This window comes from Microbacterium sp. Z10_103 (assembly GCF_058310455.1).
Window position 1 is genome coordinate 1,518,476 of sequence record NZ_JBZEGK010000001.1, and the last position, 23,227, is coordinate 1,541,702.

Annotated in this window: 24 protein-coding genes and 2 tRNA genes; 6 read left to right on the forward strand and 20 right to left on the reverse strand. The window is 69.7% G+C overall.

The window, feature by feature from the left end:
- The first annotated feature begins 24 nt into the window (after positions 1–24).
- The gene (locus tag AC4FS2_RS07150; protein ID WP_491152445.1) at positions 25–609 is read left to right on the forward strand and encodes an RsmD family RNA methyltransferase; all 585 of its coding nucleotides are present in this window, start codon (positions 25–27) and stop codon (positions 607–609) included.
- Here AC4FS2_RS07150 and thiL read toward each other — a convergent pair.
- Positions 579–1,562 carry a thiamine-phosphate kinase gene (gene thiL, locus AC4FS2_RS07155; RefSeq protein WP_491152443.1) on the reverse strand — a complete coding sequence of 328 codons (984 nt, stop codon included), beginning with the start codon at positions 1,560–1,562 and terminating at the stop codon, positions 579–581. The two genes, AC4FS2_RS07150 and thiL, sit on opposite strands and share 31 nt — an antisense overlap.
- 34 nt (positions 1,563–1,596) lie before the next feature.
- Between thiL and AC4FS2_RS07160 the strand changes: the two genes are divergently transcribed.
- Positions 1,597–2,073, forward strand: a complete 477-nt coding sequence (locus tag AC4FS2_RS07160) for a DUF3515 family protein (RefSeq protein ID WP_491152441.1) — start codon at positions 1,597–1,599, stop codon at positions 2,071–2,073.
- Positions 2,074–2,140: 67 nt separating this feature from the next.
- Here the strand turns inward: AC4FS2_RS07160 and AC4FS2_RS07165 are convergent, their stop codons facing one another.
- The 7 genes from AC4FS2_RS07165 to AC4FS2_RS07195 form a co-directional block, all read right to left on the reverse strand.
- Positions 2,141–3,226, reverse strand: a complete 1,086-nt coding sequence (locus AC4FS2_RS07165; RefSeq protein ID WP_491152438.1) for a D-alanine--D-alanine ligase family protein — start codon at positions 3,224–3,226, stop codon at positions 2,141–2,143.
- The gene (locus tag AC4FS2_RS07170) at positions 3,126–4,238 is read right to left on the reverse strand and encodes an NAD(P)H-dependent glycerol-3-phosphate dehydrogenase (protein WP_491152435.1); all 1,113 of its coding nucleotides are present in this window, start codon (positions 4,236–4,238) and stop codon (positions 3,126–3,128) included. The genes AC4FS2_RS07165 and AC4FS2_RS07170 overlap by 101 nt, the downstream gene beginning before the upstream one ends.
- 13 nt (positions 4,239–4,251) lie before the next feature.
- Positions 4,252–5,019, reverse strand: coding sequence for a lysophospholipid acyltransferase family protein (locus tag AC4FS2_RS07175; protein WP_491155630.1), 768 nt, complete (start codon positions 5,017–5,019; stop codon positions 4,252–4,254).
- A complete protein-coding gene (gene murA, locus AC4FS2_RS07180; RefSeq protein ID WP_491152434.1) occupies positions 5,016–6,386 on the reverse strand; it encodes a UDP-N-acetylglucosamine 1-carboxyvinyltransferase in 1,371 nt (456 codons plus the stop codon). The genes AC4FS2_RS07175 and murA overlap by 4 nt, the downstream gene beginning before the upstream one ends.
- 61 nt (positions 6,387–6,447) lie before the next feature.
- Entirely contained in the window at positions 6,448–7,044 is a 597-nt protein-coding gene (gene leuD, locus AC4FS2_RS07185; RefSeq protein ID WP_491152433.1) for a 3-isopropylmalate dehydratase small subunit, read from the reverse strand.
- A complete protein-coding gene (leuC, locus tag AC4FS2_RS07190; protein ID WP_491152431.1) occupies positions 7,044–8,591 on the reverse strand; it encodes a 3-isopropylmalate dehydratase large subunit in 1,548 nt (515 codons plus the stop codon). The genes leuD and leuC overlap by 1 nt, the downstream gene beginning before the upstream one ends.
- 247 nt (positions 8,592–8,838) lie before the next feature.
- Positions 8,839–9,852, reverse strand: a complete 1,014-nt coding sequence (locus AC4FS2_RS07195; protein WP_491152429.1) for a TerC/Alx family metal homeostasis membrane protein — start codon at positions 9,850–9,852, stop codon at positions 8,839–8,841.
- Between the two features lie 257 nt (positions 9,853–10,109).
- On the opposite strand from AC4FS2_RS07195, the gene AC4FS2_RS07200 reads away from it, so the two are divergent.
- Entirely contained in the window at positions 10,110–10,667 is a 558-nt protein-coding gene (locus AC4FS2_RS07200) for an RNA polymerase sigma factor (protein WP_491152428.1), read from the forward strand.
- Positions 10,664–11,773: a DUF4349 domain-containing protein gene (locus AC4FS2_RS07205; protein ID WP_491152426.1), complete on the forward strand. Its 1,110-nt coding sequence runs from the start codon at positions 10,664–10,666 to the stop codon at positions 11,771–11,773. Before AC4FS2_RS07200 ends, AC4FS2_RS07205 begins: the two co-directional genes overlap by 4 nt.
- A gap of 13 nt (positions 11,774–11,786) precedes the next feature.
- On the opposite strand, the gene AC4FS2_RS07210 is transcribed toward AC4FS2_RS07205, so the two are convergent.
- The 3 genes from AC4FS2_RS07210 to AC4FS2_RS07220 form a co-directional block, all read right to left on the reverse strand.
- On the reverse strand, positions 11,787–12,191 hold the full coding sequence (locus AC4FS2_RS07210) for a glucose-6-phosphate dehydrogenase (protein ID WP_491152424.1): 405 nt from the start codon (positions 12,189–12,191) through the stop codon (positions 11,787–11,789).
- 95 nt (positions 12,192–12,286) lie between these two features.
- Positions 12,287–13,987: a long-chain-fatty-acid--CoA ligase gene (locus tag AC4FS2_RS07215; protein ID WP_491152423.1), complete on the reverse strand. Its 1,701-nt coding sequence runs from the start codon at positions 13,985–13,987 to the stop codon at positions 12,287–12,289.
- Between the two features lie 147 nt (positions 13,988–14,134).
- Positions 14,135–14,207, reverse strand: a tRNA-Glu gene (locus AC4FS2_RS07220).
- Between the two features lie 107 nt (positions 14,208–14,314).
- Here AC4FS2_RS07220 and AC4FS2_RS07225 point away from each other — a divergent pair.
- Complete coding sequence (locus AC4FS2_RS07225) at positions 14,315–14,953, forward strand: MBL fold metallo-hydrolase (RefSeq protein ID WP_491152421.1); 639 nt, start codon at positions 14,315–14,317, stop codon at positions 14,951–14,953.
- Between the two features lie 7 nt (positions 14,954–14,960).
- Here AC4FS2_RS07225 and AC4FS2_RS07230 read toward each other — a convergent pair whose 3' ends face one another.
- The 6 genes from AC4FS2_RS07230 to AC4FS2_RS07255 all read right to left on the reverse strand — a co-directional run bounded on the left by AC4FS2_RS07230 (position 14,961) and on the right by AC4FS2_RS07255 (position 19,056).
- A complete protein-coding gene (locus tag AC4FS2_RS07230) occupies positions 14,961–15,737 on the reverse strand; it encodes a hypothetical protein (protein ID WP_491152419.1) in 777 nt (258 codons plus the stop codon).
- 23 nt (positions 15,738–15,760) lie between these two features.
- Complete coding sequence (locus AC4FS2_RS07235) at positions 15,761–16,423, reverse strand: M23 family metallopeptidase (protein ID WP_491152418.1); 663 nt, start codon at positions 16,421–16,423, stop codon at positions 15,761–15,763.
- An 88-nt stretch (positions 16,424–16,511) separates the two neighbouring features.
- Positions 16,512–16,583, reverse strand: a tRNA-Gln gene (locus tag AC4FS2_RS07240).
- A gap of 69 nt (positions 16,584–16,652) precedes the next feature.
- Entirely contained in the window at positions 16,653–18,170 is a 1,518-nt protein-coding gene (gene gltX, locus AC4FS2_RS07245; protein ID WP_491152416.1) for a glutamate--tRNA ligase, read from the reverse strand.
- A gap of 71 nt (positions 18,171–18,241) precedes the next feature.
- Entirely contained in the window at positions 18,242–18,646 is a 405-nt protein-coding gene (locus AC4FS2_RS07250; protein WP_491152415.1) for a DUF1761 domain-containing protein, read from the reverse strand.
- A 2-nt stretch (positions 18,647–18,648) separates the two neighbouring features.
- Complete coding sequence (locus AC4FS2_RS07255) at positions 18,649–19,056, reverse strand: DUF6157 family protein (protein ID WP_491152414.1); 408 nt, start codon at positions 19,054–19,056, stop codon at positions 18,649–18,651.
- Between the two features lie 53 nt (positions 19,057–19,109).
- Between AC4FS2_RS07255 and AC4FS2_RS07260 the strand changes: the two genes are divergently transcribed.
- Positions 19,110–19,958: a helix-turn-helix domain-containing protein gene (locus AC4FS2_RS07260; protein WP_491152412.1), complete on the forward strand. Its 849-nt coding sequence runs from the start codon at positions 19,110–19,112 to the stop codon at positions 19,956–19,958.
- On the opposite strand, the gene AC4FS2_RS07265 is transcribed toward AC4FS2_RS07260, so the two are convergent.
- The 3 genes from AC4FS2_RS07265 to AC4FS2_RS07275 form a co-directional block, all read right to left on the reverse strand.
- Positions 19,873–21,174 (reverse strand): MFS transporter, encoded by a 1,302-nt coding sequence (locus AC4FS2_RS07265; protein ID WP_491152411.1) that lies wholly within the window; start codon positions 21,172–21,174, stop codon positions 19,873–19,875. The two genes, AC4FS2_RS07260 and AC4FS2_RS07265, sit on opposite strands and share 86 nt — an antisense overlap.
- The gene (locus tag AC4FS2_RS07270) at positions 21,167–21,931 is read right to left on the reverse strand and encodes a fumarylacetoacetate hydrolase family protein (RefSeq protein WP_491152409.1); all 765 of its coding nucleotides are present in this window, start codon (positions 21,929–21,931) and stop codon (positions 21,167–21,169) included. The genes AC4FS2_RS07265 and AC4FS2_RS07270 overlap by 8 nt, the downstream gene beginning before the upstream one ends.
- Positions 21,932–22,113: 182 nt before the next feature.
- Positions 22,114–23,220, reverse strand: a complete 1,107-nt coding sequence (locus AC4FS2_RS07275; protein WP_491152407.1) for a branched-chain amino acid aminotransferase — start codon at positions 23,218–23,220, stop codon at positions 22,114–22,116.
- Positions 23,221–23,227 lie beyond the last annotated feature (7 nt).

Below are 23,227 nucleotides of genomic sequence, written 5' to 3' on the forward strand. Positions count from 1 at the left end.
TCCGCAGGTTTGTAGGGTGAGACGGTGACACGCATCATCGCCGGAGCGGCCGGCGGCACCGGCATCGCCGTACCGCCCACCGGCACGCGACCCACCAGCGACCGCGTTCGAGAGGCGCTCTTCAGCGCGCTGGATGCGGCGGACCTGCTGGAGGGCGCCCGAGTGGCCGACCTGTACGCCGGCTCCGGGGCGCTGGGCCTCGAGGCCGCCAGCCGGGGCGCGCTCAGCGTCGATCTCGTCGAGAACGCGTCGGGCGCCGCCTCCGTCATCCGGCGCAACGCCGACCTGGTGACCAGACCCCCCGGCGTCCGCGCCGTCGTCCGCGTGCACCGGACCGCGGTGGCCACGTTCCTCCGCGGCACCACCCGCGGACCCTACGACCTCGTCTTCCTCGACCCGCCGTACGAGCTCCCCGAGGCTGAGCTGACCGAAGCGCTGGGAGCTCTCGCGCCGCACGTGACCGCGGAGGCCGTGGTGATCGTGGAGCGCGCCCGCCGCTCCCCCGAGCCCGCCTGGGCGGACGCGGGGCTGGAGCTGCTGCGATCCCGGTCGTACGGTGACACCGTGACGTGGTGGGCTCAGCCGCGCGCGGAGTCCCAGTCCCGATAGGGATCCCATCCCCCACGGCCCGCCCACGCAGCACCGTCGACGGTCACCGCGTCCGCTCCGCGAGCGCGGACCGCGCCGATGCGCCGCCCCGGGCCACCGCTTCCCGCGGGAGCCGTCACCAGCAGCGCGTGGTCCTCACCACCGGAGAGCGCAGACTCCGGGTCCAATCCGAGCTCGGCCCGGTCCAGGTCGAGCGTTACGCCCGAGGCATCGGCCAGGCGCGCTGCATCCAGCGCCAGGCCGTCTGACACATCCATCATGGCGGTGGCCCCGGCCCCGGCGGCGGCGATGCCCGCCGCGATCGGCGGCACCGGCGCCAGTTGGCGCGCCACCGCGTGCGCGTCGGCCGGGGAAAGAGCGTCCAGGCCCTCGGGAGTCAGGGGAATGGGGTCGCCCGCCTCGTCGACGAAGCGCTCGAACAGCACGGCGAGACCCCGCGCGGCCACGCCGACGTCGCCGACGATGCGCACCTCGTCGCCGACACGCGCCCCCGACCGCAGCACCGGTCGGCGCCCGTCGAGGGAGCCGAGCGCCGTCACGGCGATCGTGAGCGTGTCGGAGACCGTGAGGTCGCCCCCCTCCACCGCGCACCCCGGTGCAAGCTCGGCACACGCGGCGGCCAGCCCGTCGGCAAGGCCGTCGACGAAACTCAACGGAGTCGCATCCGGCAGGGCCAGAGCCACCAGCAGCGCCGTCGGACGCGCGCCCATCGCGGCCACATCGGCCAGGTTGACGGCCGCCGCCTTCCAGCCGAGCTGGAACGCCGAGGACCAGGCGAGGCGGAAGTCGGGTCCGTGGACGAGGGTGTCGGTGGTGGCCACCACGCGGCCATCCGGCGCCGCGATCACGGCGGCGTCGTCGCCGGGACCGACCAGCGCAGCGGAGGCGGGGAACCGGGCCAGGATGCGCCGCAGCAGCTGACCTTCACTGATTGCGCCGACTGTTGCATCCACGCGACCACGCTACCGGGCGGGTTAGCCTGGACGTGTGATCCGTCTGCGCCGTCTGCTCGCCGCCGTGGCGCTCCCCGCCTCTCTGGCGCTCGCGATGTCGTCGTGTGCGGCGACGGTGTCGTTGGAAGCCGCCGACAACGCCGGGGATCCGGCCTGCGCGGATGTGTCCGTGCGGCTGCCCGACACCGTGGCCGGCGAAGAGCGGCGATGGACGGACGCGCAGGCGACCGGGGCCTGGGGATCGCCTGCCGCCATCATCCTGACGTGCGGCGTCGCGGAACCCGGCCCCTCCACCCTCCGGTGCGAGACGGTGGAGGGCGTCGATTGGCTCATCGACGAGTCGGACGCTGCCGACGATCGCTATCGGTTCACGACCTTCGGGCGTACTCCTGCGGTCGAGGTCTACCTCGATTTCGACGTGGTGGGAAGCGCGGACACCCTCCGCGCGCTCTCGCCGATCCTCGACCGTGCGCTCCAGAAGACCGATTCGGTCTGCACGCCCCGCGCCTGACCGTCGAGTCGCCAGCATCCGTCCCCTCGGGGCCGAAAATCGCGCGTTTCCTGGCGAGTCGATGGGCTCAGGCGCGAGCGAGGCCGTCCTCGATGAGCTCGGTGATGAGCTGCGGATAGGTCATCCCCGACTCGATCCAGCAGCGCGGGAACATGGAGATGGGAGTGAACCCGGGCATCGTGTTGACCTCGTTGACGAAGAACTCCGCGCCCGTGTAGAAGAAGTCCACGCGGGCCAGACCCTCCCCGCCCAGCGCCTCGAAGGCGCGCGCGGCGATGCGTTGCATCTCGGCCAACTCGCCGTCGCGGAGGTCGGCGGGGCACACCAGGTCGATGCCCGGCGCGTCGAGGTACTTGGCCTCGAAGTCATAGAAATCTCGGCCGCTGACGACGATCTCGCCGGCGACGCTCACGCGCGGCGACTCCCCATCGGCCCCCGGCAGCACGCCGCACTCGAGCTCGCGGCCGATGACCGCCTGCTCGACCAGCGCCAGCCCGTCCTCGGCGAACGCGACCTCCAGTGCGGGCTGCAACTCGTCCCACGACGTGACTTTCGATACGCCCACACTCGACCCTGCCCGGTTCGGTTTCACGAAGAGCGGGAGGCCGAGCGACGCGATCCGTCGCTCCCACAGGTCACGGTTGCGCGCCAGGTCGGCACGTGTGACGGCCACCCACGGCACGACCGGCACGCCGGCCGAGCGCAACACGGTCTTCGCCACGTTCTTGTCCATCCCGAGCGCCGACATGAGGACGCCTGCGCCGGCATACGGAAGGCTCAGCAGCTCCAGCATCCCCTGCACGGTGCCGTCCTCGCCGAACCGGCCGTGGAGGATCGGAAGTACCACGTCGACGTCGCCGAGCGAGCGCTCCCCCGACGCATCCACGACCGTCAGTTCGCGTGAGACGGCTGACTCGGGCCAGCGGATGCGGGTGCCGTTGTCGACGACCTCCGGGAGCCGGGCGGCATCCAGCGCGAACTTGTCCGGATCGTCGTCCTCGAGCACGTAGGCGCCGTCGCGTGTGATCCCGACGGGGATCACACGGTAGCGGTCACGGTCGATCGCCCGAAGCACGCCGCCCGCCGTCGCGGAGCTGATCGAGTGTTCGCTGGATCGACCGCCAAAGAGCACCACGACCGCCGGCTTGTCCATTCTGCGTCCTCTCGCCCGTGGGCTTGTCGTCGTCGGTGGTGAGGTGGGGGGCGATGTCGCGCGGATCCATCGTGCCGTCCAGCACCATCTTCACCTGCTCGACGATGGGCATGTCGACCCCCACTTCGCGTGCGAGCTGAAGCACCGGCGCCACCGATGCGAGCCCCTCCGCGGTCTGCTGCATCTGCTTGATGACGTCCGGAAGGGTGACCCCCTGGCCGAGCAGCCGGCCGGCCGTGTTGTTGCGGCTCAGGGGCGACTGGCACGTCGCGATGAGGTCGCCGAGTCCGGCGAGCCCCTGCAGCGTCTCGGGGTGCGCGCCCTGCGCGACGGCGAAGTCTGTCATCTCCACCAGGCCCCGCGTGATGATCGACGCCTTGGTGTTCTCCCCGTAGCCGACGCCGTCGACGATCCCGATCGCCACGGCGATGAGGTTCTTCAAGACCCCGCCGAATTCGGTACCGATGACGTCGGTGTTGACGAACGTGCGGAAATACTTGTTGCGGGCGCGGAGCGCCACGGCTTGGGCGGTGAGCTCACTCGTGGAGGAGATCACGGCCGCGGTGGGCTGCTCCCGGGCGATCTCGAGCGCCAGGTTCGGTCCGGACGCCACCGCGATCCGATCCGGGTCGCACTGGAGCTCCTCCTCGATGACCTGGCTCATGCGGAGCCCGGTGCGCTTCTCGACGCCCTTCATGAGCGACACGATGGGAGCCTGCGAATGTGCGAGCAGCGGGCGCACGGCCTTGAGGTTCTCGCGCAACGCCTGACTCGGCACCGACAGGTAGACCTGTTCGACCCCCTCCAGCGCTTCAGCGAGGTGCGAGGTCGCCGTCAGCGAGCGGGGAAGGTTGATGCCGGGGAGGTACTGGGTGTTCCGGTGGGCTTGGCGGATCTCTTCGGCCTGCTCCGGACGGCGTGACCACATGGTCACGTGCGCACCGCCGTCGGCGAGCACCTTGCCGAACGTCGTTCCCCAGCTTCCGGCGCCCAGAACTGCGACGCGCGGCATCGCCGCATCCTGCCTACGGCTCAAGGCGCCCCGTCTCGGTCTGCCCGTGCACGGCGGGGTTCCAGCGTTCGGTGGGTGCCGGGATGCCACGCAAGGGTTCGAGCAGTTCGGTGATCCGATCCATCACGACCGCCGTGGCCTCGGCGAGCACTGCGGGCTGGGCGCCGCGGTCGCGGAACGCGGAGAGATCGACCGGCTCGCCGACCACCAGACGCACGCGGCGACGAGGGGGCCACAGGCGGAGCTTGCCGTACCGGGGCATGATCTGCTGGACGCCCCAGTGCGCCACGGGGATGACGGGAAGACCGCCCGCGAGCGCGAGACGCACCGCCCCCGTCTTCCCGCGCATCGGCCACATGTCGGGATCGCGCGTGAGCGTCCCCTCCGGGTAGACCACGACGCCGCGTCCGCTCTTGACGAGAAGCTCGGCGTTGCGGATCGTCTCGCGAGCCGATGCTCCCGAGGATGCGCGCGCCACGGGCACCATCTTTGCCGCACGCATGGCCGCGCCCAGGACGGGCACGCGGAAGAGGCTCTCCTTCGCCATGAAACTCGGCGCGCGACCCATCCGCCAGACGGCCACGGCCACGATAAGCGGGTCCAGTTCGGAATAGTGGTTGGGCGCGAGGACGTACGCGCCCTCCGCCGGGAGATTCTCTTCGCCGGAGATCTCGATCTTTGCCAGGACGCCGACAGCGGGGACGATCAGGCCGCCCAGCAACCAGTAGGCGCTGGGCCGGGTCTTCTCGCTCGACCGGCGGCGGGTACGTGCCACGACTATCCGATGACGTCGAAGTCGGCACCCAGCGCGTCGAGCTTCGCCAGGAACTTCTCGTAACCCCGGCGGATGATGCCGATGTTGCGCACTACCGATTCGCCTTCGGCAGCGAGGGCCGCGATCACGTAGCTGTAGCCACCGCGGAGGTCGGGGACCACCACATCCGCCCCGTGCAGCGGCGTCGGGCCGTTGATCACGGCGGCCTGCTCCAGCAAGCGGCGGGGCACGCGGCGGTCGGGGCTGTCGATCCCCTGCGGGTGCACGACGATGTCGGCGCCCATCTGCACCAGCGCCTCGGTGAAGCCGAGGCGGTTCTCGTACACCGTCTCGTGGACCACGGACGTGCCCTCGGCCTGCGTGAGCGCCACGATGAGGGGCTGCTGCCAGTCGGTCATGAACCCGGGGTGCACGTCGGTCTCCACCATCACGGGCTTGAGCGTGCTGCCACGGCGGAACTGGATGCCGTCCTCGCGGACGTCGAACCACCCGCCGGCCTTGCGGAAGACATTGAGGAAGGTCAGCATCTCCTGCTGCTTGGCGCCGCCGACGAAGATGTCACCGTCTGTCGCCAGGGCCGCGCACGCCCATGATGCCGCCTCGTTGCGGTCGAAGATCGCGCGGTGATCGTACCCCCGCAGCGAGTCGACGCCCTCGATGAGGATGACACGGTTGGGCTCGTAGGAGATGATGGCGCCCATCTTCTGCAGGACGGCGATGAGATCCATGATCTCCGGCTCGATCGCCGCGCCGCGCAGTTCGGTGACGCCCTTCGCCCGTACCGCTGTCAGCAGCACCTGCTCGGTGGCGCCGACGCTGGGGTAGGGCAGGTCGATCTTGGCGCCGTGGAGTCCGTCGGGCGCCGAGATCCGGATCCCCTCGTAGCTCTTGTCCACGACGGCGCCGAAGGCGCGCAGGGCGTCCATGTGGTAGTTGATCGGCCGGTCGCCGATGCGGCAGCCGCCCAGGTCGGGAATGAGCGCCTCGCCGAGCAGGTGCAGCAGCGGACCGCAGAAGAGGATCGGGATGCGGCTCGCGCCGGCGTAGGCGTCGATCTCCTCGAAGTGCGCCGTGACGGCGCCGCTGGGGTCCAGGCGGATCTCGCCGTCCTCCGCGCCGTCTTCCACCCGGACGCCGTGCACCTCGAGGAGGGAGCGGACGATCTGAACGTCGCTGATGTCGGGGACGTCGCGAAGGATGCTGGGGGTCTCACCCAGCAGGGCCGCGACCATCGCCTTCGTCACGAGGTTCTTCGCACCCTTGACCTCGACCCGACCGGTGAGCGGCCGTCCGCCCCGGATGGAGAGGACCTCGCCGGATTCTCCTGCCGGTCCGGAGTAGGCGGTACCGGTGTCGGGGACGAGTGCTCTCATGCGGGGACCTCACTTGGTGTGGACGAGGGATGGGCGCCGGCCCTGGTGGGGCAGACATGACTTACGGGACGGGCAGTGTCCGCGGGCGCCAAGCCTCGCGGCGAGCCTCGAACTGCGCGATCTTGTCTTCGCTGCGCAGAGTGAGCCCGATGTCGTCGAGCCCCTCGAGAAGCCGCCATCTAGTGTAATCGTCGATGTCGAACGGGACTCGGAGGTCGCCGAGTCGCGCTTCGCGGGCCTCGAGGTCGACCGTCATCGAGACGCCGGGATCGGCGTCGACTGCCGCCCAGATGCGGGCGAGATCGTCCTCGCTGATGACGCCGGTCACCAGGCCCTGCTTGCCGGCGTTGCCGCGGAAGATGTCGGCGAACTTCGGGCTGAGCACCACGCGGAACCCGTAGTCTCGGAGCGCCCAGACAGCGTGCTCGCGGCTCGACCCGGTGCCGAAGTTCGCGCCGGCGACGAGGATCGAGGCGGCTGAGAATGCCGGCTGGTTGAGGATGAACTCAGGGTCCTGCCGCCAGCTGGCGAACAGCGCGTCTTCGAAACCGGTCTTCGTGACCCGCTTGAGGTACACGGCGGGGATGATCTGGTCGGTGTCGACCGCGGAGCGCTTGAGGGGCAGGATGACCCCGGTATGCGTGAAGAACTTTTCCATCAGCGGTTCACCTCACCCTTCGTCTCCTCGCTGCGGTCGTCGGTCAGGGCGCCGTGGCTGCCGTTCGTTTCGCTCCGCTCGACCGTGAACCGTGCGCCCGGAGTGAGAGACGACGCGCCCACGAGCTCGTTCAGATCGCTCGGGCTGGACAGCGTGCCACGCACCGCGGTCGCGGCGGCCACGAGCGGCGACACCAGGTGGGTGCGTCCGCCCTTGCCCTGCCGACCCTCGAAGTTGCGGTTCGACGTCGACGCGCAACGCTCCCCCGGTGCGAGCTGGTCAGGGTTCATGCCCAGGCACATCGAGCACCCCGCATAGCGCCATTCCGCGCCGAACTCCTCGAAGATCTTGTCGAGGCCCTCGGCTTCGGCCTCCAGCCGCACGCGAGCCGAACCGGGGACGACCATCACGCGCACACCGTCCGCCTTCGTACGCCCGCGAATGATGGACGCGAAAGCGCGGAGGTCTTCGATGCGACTGTTCGTGCAGGAGCCCATGAACACCGCATCCACCGGCACGTCCTTGAGCGGCGTCCCCGGAACGAGGTCCATGTACTGCAGCGCGCGTTCCGCGGCGGCCCGGTCGCCCTCGTCGTCCATGGCAGCCGGGTCGGGCACGACGTCGCTCAGCGACACTCCCTGTCCGGGGTTCGTGCCCCAGGTCACGAAAGGTTCCAGCTCGGCGGCGTCGAGGAACACCTCGGCGTCGTGCACGGCGCCTTCGTCGCTGGGGAGCGTCCGCCAGTACGCGACGGCCTCGTCCCAATCCTGCCCTTGCGGCGCGTGCGGGCGGCCCTTCAGATAGGCGAAGGTCGTCTCGTCCGGCGCGACCATGCCGGCGCGGGCGCCGGCCTCGATCGACATGTTGCAGATCGTCATCCGCCCCTCCATCGAGAGGGAGCGGATGGCGGAGCCGCGGAACTCCAGCACGTAGCCTTGCCCGCCGTTGGTGCCGATCTTGGCGATGACGGCGAGGATGATGTCCTTCGCCGTGACGCCCGGCTTCAGCTCACCCTCGACAGTGATGGCCATCGTCTTGAACGGCTTCAACGGCAGCGTCTGCGTCGCCAGCACATGCTCGACCTCGCTCGTGCCGATACCGAAGGCCATCGCGCCGAACGCACCGTGGGTCGAGGTGTGAGAGTCTCCGCACACCACCGTGATCCCCGGCATGGTGAGCCCGAGCTGCGGGCCCACGACGTGCACGATCCCCTGCTCCTTGTCGCCGAGGGAGTGCAGACGGACGCCGAACTCCGCCGCGTTGTTGCGCAGCGTCTGGATCTGCGTGCGGCTGGTGAGGTCGGCGATCGGCTTGTCGATGTTGAGCGTCGGGGTGTTGTGGTCCTCGGTCGCGATCGTGAGATCGAGCCGTCGGACCGGTCGCCCTTCCGCACGCAGTCCGTCGAACGCCTGCGGGCTGGTCACTTCGTGGACCAGGTGCAGGTCGATGTAGATCAGGTCGGGCTCACCGTTGTGGCCCTTGACGACGAGATGGTCGTCCCACACCTTCTCCGCGAGAGTGCGGGGACGATCGGGAATGGACGTCATTTCGGGATGGGGGATGCCCATGGGTTCTGCCGTTCTCCTCGGATGGGATCAAGCCCGCGACAACTCCGCGACGAGAAAGGCCTGGTTACGAGGTCCCGTCGCGGCCGCTAAGGAGAAGGCGAGCGATCCGCACGCGCCCACGATACCACCGCGCCGCGGCCGATCGTCCGACAACGCACCCGCCACGCGGTTCACCCGCCCCGTTCTGCGGCGCTCTCGCTGCTCAGCCCGGGACGGGCGATCCAGATCAGCGGTCGCGCGTCGCGGCTGCCGCTGCCGCGCGCCGCTCGCGGGCGGAGGCGAGGAGGCTCGCGACGGTGGCCACGGCCATCGCGGCGACGATCACGACGAGCGACGCGCCCGTGGAGATCTCCGGCGCCCATTCGATGTGCTCGCCGCCGTTGATGAACGGGAGCTCGTTGACATGCATCGCGTGGAGCACCAGCTTCACACCGATGAACGCGAGGATGAACGCGATCCCGTAGTGCAGGTAGCGCAGGCGGTCGAGAAGGTCGCCGAGCAGGAAGTACAGCTGCCGGAGGCCCATGAGCGCGAAGATGTTGGCGGTGAAGACGATGAAGGCGCTCTGTGTGATTCCGAAGATCGCCGGGATCGAGTCGATCGCAAAGAGCAGGTCGGTGACCCCGATCGCGACGAACACGATGATCATCGGCGTCCAGATCTTCTTGCCGTCGACGACGGTGCGGATCTTGGAGCCGTCGTACTCGTCGCTGATGTCGATGGTGCGGCGTAGAAGACGCACGATGAAGTTCTCGCGCTTCGCGGTGTCTTCGTGCTCGCCGCCGGGGAAGGCCTGGCGGATCGCCGTGTAGACCAGGAACAGCCCGAAGAAGTAGAAGATGGGGCTGAAGTTCTCGATGACCGCCGCGCCGACGAGGATGAACGCGCCGCGCAGGACCAGGGCGATGATGATGCCCACCATCAGCACCTCCTGCTGGTACCGGCGAGGCACCGAGAACTGCGACATGATCAGCACGAAGACGAACAGGTTGTCGATCGAGAGGCTGTACTCGGTCAGCCATCCGGCGATGAACTGGCCCGCGTACTCACCCCCGGCGAAGATCCACATGAGCCCGGCGAAGATCAGCGCCAGCACCACATAGAACACGACCCACATCGTCGACTCACGCGTGGACGGGATGTGCGGCCGCTTGAGGATCAGCAGCAGGTCGGCGATCAGGATGAGCGTCAGCACGACGAGCGAGCCGATCTCGAACCAGAGCGGCAGTTCCAGGTCCATCGGGGCCTTTCAGAGGTGAGGGGTCGGCGGAATCCGAAAGTCTCTCCCCGCGACGCTTGTCGCGGCGCGTACCCGGGGCCCGAGGAAGAGCCCGTGATGACGGATGCGCACTGTCGGGATACTCCCTCTCGCGGCGTCGAGTCTATCGCCATGACCGCGGGCGCGAATGGACGTGAGACGATCGCGGCCGGTCGGACACCTTCTCAGTGAGAGACAATGATCCGGCGGCGCGGGGGCGCTTCCGGGGACGGGACCACATGACGCACGACCAGGTCGACGACGCGACGCTCGTGGCGCACGCCGCGGGCGGATCGGAGTTCGCGTTCCGCGCGCTCTACCAGGCGTATGTGCGACCGGTCTACTGGATGGCCCACCGCCTCCTGAGCAACGCGGCCGACGCCGAAGACGTGACGCAGGAGACCTTCGTCGTCGCGTGGCGGAAGCTTCCGCAGCTGCATCTTCAGGGCACGTCGCTGCTCCCGTGGCTCGCGACGATCTGTCGCCTGCAGGCCGCAAACAGGCTCCGCGCGCGCCGAAGGGACAGGGCACGGTCAACCGAACTGGACGAGAGCGTTCCTGCCACCATCGACGTCGAGCAGCAGGTGGTGGACGGCGCCACGGTGGCGGCCATCCTGCGGGAAGTGGAGGGTCTGAGCGAGCTCGATCGCGAGATCTTCCGTCTGTGCGCCGCCGAGGGGTACGCGTATCAGGCCGCCGCCGAAGAACTCGGCGTCGCGCACGGGGTCGTTCGGAACCGTCTCTCCCGCATCCGCACGCGTGTGCGAAGCGCTGTGACCGAGACGGAGAACGCATGAACACCACAGACGCCCAGCCCCCGGTGCTGCCCGCCCTCAGCGACGACCGCGTCGCCGGAATGGAGCGCGCCGTCTTCGCCCGGATCGCCGCGGACCGTGACCATGAGCGGCGGCGCCGGCGGCTGCGCTGGTCGGTCGGCGGGGCTGCGGCAGCCATCGTTCTCGTCGCGGCCGTGATCGCGCCGGGTGTCATGTCGTCGCTTTCCGGCGGGACAGGCGGAAGCTCGGCCGTCGCGCCCATCGACGACCGCGGAGAGGTCGAGTGGGGGGCTGTTCCCGAAGGGGCACAGGATGTCGCGGTCGACGACTCCCGAGGGGCCGTCGTGGCCGCCGAGGGCCTGGCGGAGACCGGTCGCGAGGTCATTTCCACCGCCTCGGCGACCGTCGTCGTGGAGGACGTCGCCGAAGCCGCCGCTGCTGTCGCCCGCGATGCCGAGGCACGCGGGGGCTATGTCGAGTCGCAGAACCTCGGCGCCGGCGGCGGGGATGCACGCAGCGGGCCCGACGGTTCGGAGATGCTCGTCTACCCCGCACCGGGCGCCACCGGCGAGGGGTGGGTCACCGTCCGGGTTCCGGCCGATCAGCTCGATGCCGCGATGGCGCAGCTGCGCGAAATCGGAGAGGTGACGTCATCCACCGTGTCGCGTCAAGACGTCACGGACCAGGCGATCGACCTACGCCCCCGGATCGCGTCCGGCGAAGCATCCGTCGCCCGGCTCACCGAACTCATGGCGCAGGCGGCCGACGTCGCTGACCTCATCGCCGCCGAAACAGCGCTGTCAGAGCGACAGGCGACTCTGGAATCGGACCGGCAGCAGCTTGCCTGGCTGGAGGGTCAGGTCGAGCTCTCCACGCTGAGCGTGCAGCTGACACCGCGATCCACAGCCGTCGAAGCCGACCCGGCGGGTTTCACCGATGGCGTCGTGGCCGGCTGGAACGGCCTCGTCGCGAGCCTCAACGGTCTCGTCATCGCGATCGGATTCCTGCTGCCCTGGATCGCTGTCGCCGCCGTCGCCGCCGCCGTCGTCTGGGGCATCGTGCGCCTCGTGCGGACCGCACGGCGTCGCCGCACCCGGACGTCGGGGCCCTCCGACCCCCGCTCCTGAGTTCGAGCGGGTTTCAGGCGACCTGTCGGCCGCACATGCCGCACTCACCCGTGGCAGACACCTCGACGAAGCAGTCCGGGCACATCGCCCGAACAGTGTCCGACGGCGCGGGGCGGCGGACGGGGGCCTCGGCGCGCGGAGCCCGGGGCTTCGACGAACGCGCGGGTCGCACCGGCGCGACGACGGCGGGCGGTGCCGGGGCGGCGGGGGTGTGCGCGCTGCAGTAGAAGCGGACATAGCCGGCGTGGTGGTTGGGGTGACGGTGCTTCACAACCCACAGCTCGGTGCGCGGAAGGGGATCGCCGGCCACGCCGCACGTGAAGCAGCGCGTCGGCTCGCCCGGAGCCGCCTCGGCCGCGGGGGTGGGTACGTCGAACGGGATCTCGTCCCGCCAATCCGATGACTGCACAACCCGCACGGCGTCTCCTCCTCGTTCGTCTCAACGGTACGCGACGCCGGTGGTGCCCGCGGCCGAATCCGGGTCCCGGGGGCGAGGCTCCCTGTCCTGCCGGCCTAGGAGCGGGCGAGCAGGCGCTCCCGAACCTCTCGTCGCAGCACCTTGCCGATGAGCGAGCGCGGCAGGTCGTCCACGGCGACGATGCGACGCGGGACCTTGTACGCCGCGAGGTGCTCGCGGCAGTGGTCGCGGAGTGCCTCCACGTCGAGCTCCGCACCCTCGCGCAGAACGACGGCCGCTGCCACATCCTCACCTCCGCTGGAACGCGGAAGCGCCACGACCGCGGCCTCGGCGACGTCGGGATGGGTCTCCAGCGCGAACTCGACCTCCGTCGGTGCCACGTTGAAACCCCCCGTGATGATCAGCTCCTTGAGCCGGTCGACGATGGTGACGAAACCGTCGGGCGATACGGAGGCGATGTCGCCGGTGCGCAGCCATCCACCGGGAAGCAGGGTGGCGGCTGTTTCCTCCGAACGGTGCCAGTACCCCTGGAACACCTGCGGTCCACGAAGGAGCAGCTCGCCCGGCTCCCCCAGCGGCCGGTCGACGGCGGGGTCGTCGGGGTCGACCACGCGGATCTCCGTGCTCGGAAAAGGGACGCCGACGGTGCCCGGGCGCCGGGTGGGTCCCATGGGGTTGCCGAGCGCCACGGGAGACGTCTCCGTCATCCCGTATCCCTCGACGAGCAGTCCGCCGGTTGCCTCCTCCCACCTCTCGACCGTGGCGGTCGGCAGGCTCATGGCGCCGGAGATCGCGAATCGAACGCTCGAGAGGTCGATGGTGCCGCGGGATGCAGCGCGCGCGAGGCGGTCATAGATCGGAGGAACGGCGGGGAGGAACGTCGGTGGGCTCTTCTTCACCGCATCCGTCACCAGCTCCAGGTCGAACGTCGGGAACAGGACGAGCTTCGCGCCGATACTCATCGCGAACGTCAGGCACAGGGTCATCCCGTACGCGTGGAACAGGGGCAGGACGCCGTAGAACGTCTCGCGACCGTCGACCAGTCCGGGTACCCAGGCCCGCCCCTGCATGGCATTCGCGCGCAGGTTGGCGTGGGTGAGCATCGCGCCCTTCGGAGTGCCCGTGGTGCCGCTGGTGTACTGCAGCAGCGCCAGATCGGTGACCACCGGGCCGGCCACCCGCCGCGAGAGACGGCGCGAGGCGATGAGCTTCTTCCAGGCCAGCGGATGCCGCGTCTTCGGCGTGCTCGTCATGCGCTCGCGCGCTGCCCGCGCCTTCGGAATCGGAATGCGCAGAGCGAGCCGCTTGGCAAGAGGGAGGGCCTCGGTGATGTCGACGCTCACGATCCGATCGAGCGCCAGATCGGACGGGAACCCCGCGACGGTGTCGTACACCTTGTCCCAGACGATCGCGAACCGCGCGCCGTGATCCTCGAACTGATGACGGAGTTCGCGCGCGGTGTAGAGCGGGTTGTGCTCGATCACGACCGCACCCAGCCTGAGCGCCGCATAGAAGGCGACGACGTGCTGCGGACAGTTGGGGAGCACGAGGGCCACCCGATCTCCGCGCCGAACGCCCATCCGCCGCAGGCCTTCCGCGGCGCGCTCGATCTCCTCGCCGAGCCGCCGGTAGGTCGTCACAGCTCCGAAGAATTCCAGCGCCGGCCGTCGCCCGAACGCGCGGACGCTCGCGTCCATCATCGCGGGGAGCGTCTGCGTGGGTTCCTCGATGTCGGCGGGAACGCCGTCGGCATAGGAGGAGAGCCAGGGACGAGACTCGTACGGATTGGTGGACATACCCTCATCCTCCCCCGCGGTCGCCTCGCCGGGACAACCGCGCTCCCGGGGTTGCGCGCGCCTCCGAGGCGAGCTAACGCGCCCCGGCTCTTGCCTGGGGGAATACGGAAGAAGCCCGTCCATCCGGACGGGCTTCTTTCCCTGTTGTGACCCCAGCGGGATTCGAACCCGCGTTACCGCCGTGAGAGGGCGGCGTACTAGGCCTCTATACGATGGGGCCGTCGACAACCGTTCGATTATGCCATGCACGCGGGGAGGCGGCCAAATCGGGGGCGACCCGGCGAGGGGTGGTTGCCCGGCGGCTCACGGCGCGGTTGACTCGGCCGTATGCGAGTGACGAAGTATGAGCACGCGGCCCTCCGCGTGGAGGTGTCGGGCAAGCATCTGATCATCGATCCGGGGGTGTTTACCACTCCACTGACCGACCTCGGCGGCGTGATCGGCGTCGTGGTCACGCATGAGCACCCCGACCACTGGACGGCCGAACACCTCGACCGCATCCGGAAGGCGACCGGGGGTGTCCCCATCTTCGGTCCCGAGGGCCTCGCACACGCCGCGCCGGGCCACGACATCACGGTGGTCGCGCCCGGCGACACCGTCGAACTCGAACCGTTCCGTTTGGAGTTCTTCGGCGGTCGGCACGCCGTGATCCACGAGTCCATCCCGGTGATCGACAACGTCGGTGTGCTCGTGAACGGCGCCTTCTACTACCCGGGCGATTCCTACGCCGTACCCAAAGGCGCGGATGTACAGCTCCTGGCCGCCCCGGTGGGGGCTCCGTGGCTCAAGATCGGCGAGGCGATGGACTTCGTCCTCGCCGTGCGCCCACGACGTGCGTTCGGCACCCACGACATGACCCTGTCCGTAGCCGGCCGCGATATGGGGCGCGCACGGCTGCAGTGGGCCACCGAGCAGCACGGGGGCGAGTTCCTCGCCCTGGACCCGGGCGACAGCGCGGACATCTGACCCCGGCTCAGCTCTCCCCGGATGGCGGGCGGATCCAGACGTGCACGCGGTCGCTGTGGTGGGAGAAACGGAGGAACGTGTTGGGGGGAAGATCACCGAAGACGTTGGCGCGCATCCCGCGCCAGATCCGGAGATCGATCGTGGGATCAAGTCCACGGGGCGTGCAGTTCACGCCGAGGATGCCGTACCTCTCCGCTTCGATCACGAGGCATCGCTCCCCCGACGCCGCCACCACCAGCCAGATCTGAAGCGCCTCGTAGGCTTCGAACCTCTGGACCTCGTCCGCGGTGACGTCCGCCGCATCCAGGAACCCCTGTCGAGCCAGGCGCTCCGCATCCTGCCCGGCGGGAATGCGCCCCAGAGACATGTCGGATCCGGGTGCCGAGAGCTGGGAGACGCCCCACACGAGCACGGCCGTGAGGGCGACGGCGAGGACGGCCACGAGCCACGGCTTCCGGACCCGGCCGAACCCTGGCGGAACCCGGCGCGACCGTGCCCCGGTCCCCTCTGACGCGGCACCGGTGTCGCCGATGTCATCGGCGGGAGCGTCGGCGAGGGTCCCCCCAACCTTGGGTCGGTCCCCCCGCGGGGACGATGGAGCGGATGCGGTCGGTGCCGGCACCGGCGCAGGCATCGCGCCCGCGCGGTGCAGCAGCGCTTCGAGAGCCTCCAGCCGAGCGACGGCGACAGGGTCGGCGGCGATGTCGGGCCTCGGGCCGTACGCCCGGCGACGCAGCGCGGCGAGCTCCCGAGATTCCTCAGGACTCAGCGCCGTTGCGTCCATGCTTCATTATCGCCGCGTGCGGGTCACTGACGAGGGGGTCTGGTGCCGATCACGGTGCCGTTGCGTGGGAGCCGGCCACCGAAGGAGATCGGGAGAGGGCGCGCCCGACGGGGGTCCCCATCGTCCATCGCCTGAAGGTGAATGTGCGGCTCCGTGCTGTTACCGGAATTCCCGCACTCCCCCACCTCCTCACCGAGAGCGACCTCGGCGCCCACCGCTGCGTGGACGCTTCCCCGCCGCAGGTGGCACACCGCCACGAGCACGTGAGGACGCGCGGCGATGATCACATGGTTTCCGGCTGCGGATGCCCACCCCTGTCTGACGCGCCGCGTCTGCGTCAGTGCGTACCAGAGCGAGGGGACGCCACGGTAGGTCGCGTGGTCAGGGTCGCCATCACGCAACGCGACGATTCGGCCGGCGATCGGCGCCAGGATCGGCCGCCCGAACCCCGGGAAGGACTCGGGCGACTCCGGGCGCCACAGCGTCTTTGCGCGCACCGGTGCCGTCCGACCGCGATCGTCCACGGGCACGAGGTCGATCGCGTACGCGGTGGCGAGAAGCGTCGTCCCATGGCTGGGAACGCGATCGGCCGGGCTGTTCCGCACGAGCCAGAGACCTGGGCCCGGCAGCGCCACGTCCACCGCCCGCGCCGGACCGGGTCGATCAGGGGGCCGCTGATGGAGCATAGGTCCAGTGTGACCCGCTCCTCGCCGGAGAAAACTAGAAGCCCGGGGGTATCCGCGCTTCTGCGAATTTCCGGGCTGCTTCGTCTTGCTGGGGTACCTGGACTCGAACCAAGAACAACGGTACCAGAAACCGCCGTGTTGCCAATTACACCATACCCCACCGGGTCACAGCCGAAGCCGTGCCGACGATCCAGTCTAGAGGACAGCCGGACCCTCGCCAAACCGGCGGCTACCGCCCGAGGCGTTCCACCAGCGCTCCCAGGCGACGGATGCTGACCGCCTTTCCCAGCAGCTCCATGGACTCGAACAGCGGCGGCGACACACGGCGGCCGGTGAGAGCCACGCGGGGCGGACCGTAGGCGACGCGGGGCTTGAGCCCGAGCTCCTCGACCAACGCCGTGGACAGCGCCTGCTGCACGGCTGCCGCGGTGAACTCCGCCTCGGGGACGAGCTCCAACGCACCGACGGAGGCGACGAGCACCTCGCCGGCATTGGCCGGGAGCGACTTGAGGGCGTCGTCTTCGTACGCGACCTCCTCCACGAAGAGGAACCCGAGCATCCCCGGAACCTGCCCGAGCAGCTGAACGCGTTCCTGCACCAGGGGCGCCGCCGCGGTGATGATGGCGGTCTGCTCGGGCGTGGGGATCGCGTCGACCAGGCCGGCGGAGGCCAGGTAGGGAACGATGCGTCCGGCGAAATCAGCGGGCTCCAGCATCCGGATGTGGTCACCGTTGATGGACTCCGCCTTCGTCTGGTCGAACCGGGCCGGGTTCGGGTTGACGTCGGCGATGTCGAAAGCGGCGACCAGCTCGTCGAGGGAGAAGACGTCGCGATCGGGCCCGATCGACCACCCGAGAAGGGCGAGGTAATTCAGGAGGCCCTCGTGGACGAAACCCTTCTCACGCTGGAGGAACAGATCCGCCTTCGGGTCGCGCTTGGAGAGCTTCTTGTTCCCGGTCTCCCCCAGGACCAGCGGCATGTGGCCGAACCGGGGGACGAAGTCGGTCACGCCCGCGTCGATCAGCGCCGCGTACAGCGCGAGCTGGCGGGCGGTGGAGGGCATGAGGTCCTCGCCGCGGATCACGTGCGTGATGCCCATGAGCGCGTCATCCACAGGGTTCACGAACGTGTACAGCGGCACTCCCCCGGCGCGGACGACCACGAAGTCGGGGAAGCTCCCGCCGGGAAAGGTGACCTCGCCGCGGATGAGGTCGACGTAGGTGAGGTCGTGGTCCGGCACGCGGAGTCGCCACGCCGGCTCGCGGCCCTCGGCGCGGAAGGCGGCCTTCTGCTCGTCGGTGAGGTGCCGGTCGTGATTGTCGTAGCCGAGCTGCTTCGCGCGGCCGTTCGCCTCGTTGCGGGCGTCGATCTCTTCGGCGGTGGAATAGCTCTCGTACACGGCGCCGGATGCGACGAGCTTGTCGAGCACGTCGCGGTAGATGTCGTGCCGCTGCGACTGCCGGTAGGGCGCATGGGGGCCGCCGACCTCGACGCCCTCGTCCCAGTCGATGCGCAACCAGCGGAGAGCGTCCAGAAGCTGGAGATAGCTCTCCTCGCTGTCCCGGGCGGCGTCGGTGTCCTCGATGCGGAAGATCAGCTTGCCGCCGTTGTGCCTCGCGTACGCCCAGTTGAACAGGGCCGTGCGGATGAGCCCGACGTGCGGCAGTCCTGTCGGAGACGGGCAGAAACGGACGCGGATGTCGCCGCCGGAGGCGGTCGTGGTACGGGGGTGGGGCGTGGCAGGCACCCCCCGATCCTAGTCGCCGCATCCACCGCCTCCCGCTGAGCGCCGGGGGGAGGCGCGGCGGCCGGCCGTGCTCAGAACAGCCCGATGACGAACCCTCCGAGCGTACATCCCACCAGGTGGTATCCCCCCGTGATGGCCGCGAACCGATAAGGCTGGGGTGTGTGCGGCGTCAGGGCATTCGTGGTGGACGCCGCCGCGATCGCCAAGCCGACCCCCGCGCCGACCGCGGCAGACATCAGAACCCCGTCGGCTCCGGCCAGTGCGGCGAGAGCCGCCACGGCACCCGTGCTGATGGCGGTTCCTGCCAGTGGCACGGTGTAGTAGGCCAGGGGGAACCGGTCGGTGTCGTTCGCGCGGTCGTAGCCGATGGACCGGTCCCAGGCGCGACCGAAGAAGGGCGTGAACCACAGCGCGCCGAGCGCGTAGTAGACGATCGCGGCGACGGCGACGCCCCACCACGTGATCTCCCCCGTCACCCTCAGGCCCGCCGCGAACGCATCGCGGACTTCTGGCTGAGATCCGGCCGGGCGATGAGCCGTTCGTAGTCGGTCGTGCCGACCCCGTACACCGCCACCCGCCCGTGCGCGTCGTGGTGCGTTCCCCACCCGTACCGCTTTCCGAGCGGCGAGGCGCGCAGGCACGCCTGTTCTCTCGCCCAGAAGCGCTCGCGCTCGGCGTCGAGCTCGTCGGCGCGGATGCCCTTGCGTGTGGCATGCACCGCGAAGAGGATGTCGTCCGACGTCATCGCGTAGGGATGCGCGGCGATGAGCTCGAACTGCAGCGTGGCAACGGTCGGCGTGCCCGCCGTGAGCGGAGGAATCTCGGCGCTCGACACCCGGCAGTCGGGGGCGACCGCGATGAACGTGTTGAGGTAGTTGGTCGTCACCCTCTGATGCTCTCGACAGCCGGCCCCGCTGTCTTGGAGAATTGCGCCAGATCATGGACGCCCGGACCCGACGCATAGACGACAGCGAACGGTCGGGGGTGCTCGTGCCGTCGAATCTCACCCGGTTCCGGGCCGAATGGGTGCAGCCGGCGGCCGCCGTCCGCGACGTCGTGGACACCTACTGGGCCGTCAACTGGCAGCTCGCCCCCGCAGACGCGGTCGAGCAGCGGATCGTGGACTTCCCGGCGGTCACCCTCAGCATCGAGGAGGGCGATGTGCCGGCGCCCTTCGTCGGTACCACGGTGCGGCCAGGCGCATGGTCGCGGGTCATCAGAGGCCGCGGCGCCGTCTTCGCGATCCGGTTGCGGCCGGCTGGCCTCGCGGTGGTGTCTGATCTCGACGTGCGTGCGATGGATCACGAGCAGGAGATCACTCCCGAAGTGGACGACCGGGCCCACCGCCTCCTGAGCGCGGTCTCACGGGCTCACTCCGTGCCCGACCGCGCATCGCGGGCGGATGACCTTATTCTCGGGATGTTGCGAGAACGAAGCCTCAGCGCAGCGCAGCGGCTGGCGAACGTTGCCCTCGACGCGCTCACCGCGAGCCCCCGGGTTCGGAGGGGCAGATCGATCGCTGCCGAGATCGGGACGAGCGAGCGCACCCTGCAACGCGCTTTGCGCTGCACGATCGGCCTCGGACCGAACGACGTTGCGCGACGCATCCGGCTTCAGGAGGTCGTTCGTCAGCTGTCACTGCCGGACGCCGACGCGGCGGCCACGGCCGCCGCTCTGGGATACGCCGATCAGGCGCACCTCATCAACGAGTTTCGGGCGGTGGCGGATACGACGCCGGGGCGCTACGTCCGCGATCTCCAGCGGTCGATGCGCGCTCTGCACGGCTGAACGGCAGCCCCGCGCACACGGCGGCGACCAGGACGAGCGCGGTCAATGCGAGCCCGCCGTAGCCGATCCACGTCAGGACCACCCCGGCGATGATGGCGCCGGCGGCGCCCACCATGCTCATCGTGAAGTCGCTCAGCCCCTGCCGGCGGACGCGGGACGAGGCGGCGGACGCCTCCGTCAGAAGCGCAGACCCGGCAACGGTCGTGGCGCTCCAGCCGAGCCCCAGCACGACCAGCGCCGTCGTCACGGCGGGCATGCTGTCCGGTGCGGCCGCGGCGAGGACGAGGGATGCGGCCAGGAGCGCCTGGCCGATGAGGATGGTCGCTGCGCGCCCTACACGGTCAGCCAGGAAACCGAACACCGGGGAAAGCGCGTACATCCCGGCCACGTGGAGGCTGATGGTGAGCCCGATGATCGACAGGGTGGCGCCATGGTGCAGCAGGTGCACGGGAGTCATGGCCATCACCGAGACCATCGTGGCGTGCGCCGCCGCGACGGCGAAGATCGCGTACCGGGCGGCGCGCGGGTGGTCCTCGTTCGCGACGGCGGCGGCGGGGGAACCCTCGGCCGCGCGCACGGCGAGTCGCTGGGCCAGGAGCAGCGGATCGGGGCGGAGACCGACGAGGTACACCACGACCGCCAGGAGCTGACCCACCACGGTGAACACGTAAGGACCGGTGAGCTCCGGCATCCCCAGGAGCCCCCCGAGCACCTCACCGGGCCCGACGAGGTTCGGGCCGAGGACGACGCCGATCGTCGTGGCCCAGACGACCATCGACAGCGCGCGACCCCGCGATGCATCCGACGCGAGGTCGGTCGCGGCGAATCGCGACTGGAGATTGGACGCTTGCCCTCCCCCCACCAGCGCGAACGCCACCAGGAGAAGGGGAAAGGCTCGTGCCGCGGTGGCGACGATCACCAGGAGCACGCCCGCGAGAGCCACCAGCATCCCGGTCGTCAGGCTCAGCCGGCGGCCGCGGCGGCGCGCGAGTCCCGCCAGGGGGATCGCGACGAGCGCGGTACCGAAGGTGATCGCGGCGGTCGCGAGTCCCGCGAGGGATTCGTCGCCGGAGACGTCGGCGGCCAGCAGGACGCCGAGCGACAGCGTGGCTCCGAACGCCACGCCGCCGAGGATCTGGGCCGCGGCGAGCACCGCGATCGTACGGCGCTGGATGCGGGCGAGGTCGGTGTCCGCGGGGACCGAGGAGTCAGGCATCCCGCGCGGTATTGCGCAGCACGCCGATGCCGGAGATCTCGACCTCGATCGTGTCGCCGGCACCGAACGGGCCGACGCCGGCGGGCGTACCCGTGAGGATGACGTCTCCGGGGAGCAGGGTGAAGGCGGCGGACGCGTAGGCGATGATGTCGGCGACCGAGTGGATCATGTCGGTGAGCGGAGCCTGCTGCTTCACGTCACCGTTCAGGCGCGTCGTCACGGTGGCCGAGGAGGCGTCGAACTCCGTCTCGATCACCGGGCCCAGCGGGCAGAACGTGTCGAAGCCTTTGGCGCGCGACCACTGGCCGTCGCTGCGCTGCAGGTCACGCGCTGTCACGTCGTTGGCGACGGTGTAGCCGAAGACGTAGTCGAGTGCTCGCTCGGCCGGGACGTTCTTGGCGATACGGCCGATGACGGCAGCCAGCTCGCCCTCGAAGTGGGTGTTCTGCGACTGCGACGGCCGCACGATGACATCGCCGGTCCCGATGACGGCGGTGTTGGGTTTGAGGAACAGCAGCGGCTCGGCGGGGGCTTCGCCGCCCATCTCGGCGGCATGGTCGGCGTAGTTCTTGCCGACGCAGACCACTTTCGACCGCGGAATGACCGGCGCCAGGAGAGCGGCGTCTCCCAGGGGCACGCGCTCCCCGGTGGGCTCGAACCCGGCGAACATCGGGTCGCCCGCGAGGACGACCAGGTCGTCGTCGTCGACGATGCCGTAGCGGATGGCGTCCTGGTGGCTGAACCGCGCGATCTTCACCCGTCCACCCTACCCAGCCGCTCCCGCCCTTCCACCCTCCCCCGGCCCGTCCGTCCCGCGCGTCCCGCTCCCCCGAGCCGCGAGACTGCACGCACGCCACGAGACCCCATCCATCGGACGCGGTCCCGTGGCGGAGACGCAGTCTCGCGGGTCGCGGGTCGCGGGTCGCGGGTCGGGTCAGGTCAGGCGTCGAGGCGCGTGAGCCAGTGATGCCGGTCTTCGGCGCGGCCGTACTGGATGTCGGTCAGCTCCTGGCGCAGCTCCAGTGCGAGCGTGCCGGTCGGCTGCACGTCGATGAAGTCGCGGCCCTTCAGCATGCCGATCGGCGTCACCACGGCTGCGGTTCCGCAGGCGAAGACCTCGGTGATGTTCCCGGATGCCACGCCTTCGCGCCATTCGTCCAGGGAGACCGAGCGACCCTGCACCTTGTGGCCGCGGTCCTTCGCGAGCTGGAGGAGCGAGTCACGGGTGATGCCCTCGAGGATGCTGGGCGACTCGGGCGTGACGATCGTTCCGTCCTTGAAGACGAAGATCACGTTCATCCCGCCGAGCTCCTCGACGTTGCGCTTCTCGTCGAGGAAGACGACCTGGTCGCACTCGTGCTCGTAGGCCTCCGACTGCGGAAGCAGGCTGGAGGCGTAGTTGCCTCCGGTCTTGGCGGCGCCCGTGCCGCCGCGGCCCGCACGCGCGTAGTCCTCGCTCAGCCAGATCGACACCGGCTGCACGCCGCCCTTGAAGTACGCGCCGGCCGGGCTCGCGATCAGGTAGTACGCCACCTTGTTCGCGGGTCGGACGCCGAGGAAGGCCTCTTTCGCGAACATGAAGGGGCGGAGGTAGAGGCTCTGGTCATCGCCCGAGGGCACCCACGCGCCATCCACGGCGATGAGTTCCCGCAGCGACTGCAGGAAATACGCGGCGGGGAGTTCGGGCAGCGCGAGGCGCCGGGCGCTGCGCTGCATCCGACGGGCGTTCTGGTCGGGGCGGAACGTGTGGATGGATCCGTCGGCGTGACGGTACGCCTTGATCCCCTCGAAGACCTCCTGGCCGTAGTGCAGCACCGCTGCCGCCGGATCGAGGGAGATGGGTCCATACGGCGAGACCCGCGGCCGGTGCCATCCGCCGCGGACCGACCAGCAGATGTCCACCATGTGGTCGGTGAAGTTCGTACCGAACCCGGGGTTGGCGAGGATCTCCTCGCGCTGGGCCGGGGACTTCGCGGCAAGGTTTCGCGTGACGGCGAACTCGAGGGGCTCGAGTCCGGTGTCGGGGTCGCTGTCGATGAGAGTCATGTTCGTC